Raw genomic sequence first — 1,849 nt, 5'->3', positions numbered from 1 at the left:
CCACTCAAACCAATCTGAGATTTTTTCTTCTGCGCCTCTTCTACTTCCTTTTGCCTCACAGCCTCGTTAAGGCTGATCACCTTAGTTTCTAAAGTTTGCTTCAGCTGATTAGTTTCTGCCACCAATTCCTTAAGGCCGGGATCAGACTCAAGTCTTTGATAGTAGCCATTATTTAATCTGCTAAGCAATTGAGAAGATATATTGTGTGTGTTGTCAAAATTAGTGCTTCTAATTTGATCCCAAGGTAGCGCACTCTCACTGGCACTTTCTCCGAAATCTTCAGCTTTGAAAGCAGAAGGGAAACTTATATCTGGATTCACACCCAGATGCTGAGTACTACTTCCCGTTACTCTGTAAAACTTCTGCAATGTAATTTTTAACTGACCAACTTGCTGATCTTCAGGCACGTTTAAATACCTACCTAGGTCAATCACACTTTGCACAGTTCCTTTGCCGAATGTTTGCTCGCCCATTACCACGCCTCTTTCATAATCCTGAATGGCACCCGCAAAAATCTCAGAAGCTGACGCGCTAAATCGGTTGATTAAAACAGCCATTGGTCCATCATATACTACTTCTGGGTCTTCGTCTTCACCTATTTCGATTTTATTGTTAGAGGTTTTAACCTGCACTACAGGGCCATCTTTAATGAATAAACCGGTAAGATCAATAGCTTCTGCCAAAGACCCACCACCATTGTTTCTAAGATCCATCAACAAGCCGTCAATATCTTGCTCTTGCAGTTCTTTAACCAACCTTTTTACATCACGCGTAGTACTTGTGTAGTTAGGGTCACCTTCCTGATATGCCTTGAAATCCATATAGAAAGTCGGTAATGAAATTACCCCTATCTTATAATCACGACCATCTTTTCTAAAAGAAAGCAGCTCTGACTTTGCCTCCTGATCTTCTAATTTTATTTTGTCTCGCTGAAGTACAATTTCTTCAGAAGGTCCGTTAATTCCGGTTTCTGCTGGCAGAATTTCTAGTCTTACGGTAGTGCCCTTTGGCCCTTTGATCAACTGTACCACATCATCAAGCCTCCAGCCGATAACATCTACCATCTCACCGTCTTCGCCTTGTGCTACACCTACAATTCTATCATTTTCATGCAATTGATCACTTTTCTCTGCTGGCCCTCCTGGCAAAATCTGTACAACCTTTGTATAGTCATTTTCGCTCTGTAGTCTGGCGCCTATTCCTTCCAGAGATAAGCTCATGTTTTGCTTAAATCGATCAGATGTTTTAGGAGAAAAATAATTGGTGTGTGGGTCAAAAGCTTCAGCTACCGTATTCATATACAACTCAAAAATATCTTCAGCATTATACTGGCTTATCGCCTTTTGAAAACGCTCATACCTTTTAGTGATCAAATCTTTGATCTCATCTTTCTCTTTGCCATTGAGTTTTAAGCTCAAAGCCTGACTTTTAATAACTTTTCTCCACAACTCATTGAGCTCCTTTTGTGATGAAGCCCAGCCTTCCTCACTCCTGTCGGTATTATATTGCTCATCTATTGAGTAGTCAAACTCCTTATCAACCAGTTCGTCCATTACGTAAGACATCCTGTCTTCAAACCTGGTTTTAAAAACATCATAAATCTCATAAGCATGACTTAAGTCTCCTGCACGAGTGAGATCGTCCAGAGAGTTTCTATATCGCTCAAAAGAGGCAATATCAGAAGCCAGAAAGTAAGATTTATTGTTATCTAGTGTCTCAATGTATTGATCTAGTATAACAGAAGATAAAGAATCATTGAGTCTGATCTTTTTAAAATGATAAGTATCTAATATCTGACTTACCAATTTGGCCTCTTCTCCATAATGAGGTTTAGGAGATAAGCGGGTAG

1 protein-coding gene is annotated in these 1,849 nt (G+C 39.9%); it reads right to left on the bottom strand.

Going from position 1 to position 1,849, the window contains the following annotated elements; translation table 11 throughout:
• Nucleotides 1-1,849, bottom strand: a 1,849-nt coding sequence (locus E1176_RS01635) for a carboxy terminal-processing peptidase (RefSeq protein WP_155208836.1), incomplete at both ends; no start/stop codon positions are given.

The organism is Fulvivirga aurantia (assembly GCF_009711475.1).
Classification (GTDB): Bacteria; Bacteroidota; Bacteroidia; order Cytophagales; family Cyclobacteriaceae; genus Fulvivirga; species Fulvivirga aurantia.
The sequence above is the reverse complement of the archived record's forward strand: the minus strand, read 5'-3'. Positions and strand labels throughout refer to the sequence as shown.